At 50.7% G+C, this 268-nt stretch carries 1 protein-coding gene; it reads left to right on the top strand.

Annotation, left to right across the window (positions count from 1 at the left end; translation table 11 throughout):
- Window positions 1–183: hypothetical protein (locus ACW9IB_RS29550; protein WP_457369248.1), on the top strand; the 183-nt coding region annotated here is incomplete at its 5' end.
- Window positions 184–268 lie beyond the last annotated feature (85 nt).

The raw sequence follows: 268 nt of genomic DNA, 5'->3' as shown, positions 1-268 counted from the left end.
GCTCATAACCCGAAGGTCGTCGGTTCAAATCCGGCTCCCGCAACCAAACATCAAAGAAGGTCACTCGAAAGAGTGGCCTTTTTTGTTTGTGTCGTTTTTTTAAAAACCTTTTCCGATCGGGAACTTAGGGTGCACAGGCAAAAAAATCACACTTATTTGACTCATCTGCCAGTTATCGGTTGACACCCCATCGCTGGGCTGTAGAATGCCGCCCACAGACGCGGGATGGAGCAGCCTGGTAGCTCGTCGGGCTCATAACCCGAAGGTC

It is taken from the genome of Pseudomonas sp. SDO524_S393, assembly GCF_054071875.1.
The sequence above is the reverse complement of the archived record's forward strand: the minus strand, read 5'-3'. Positions and strand labels throughout refer to the sequence as shown.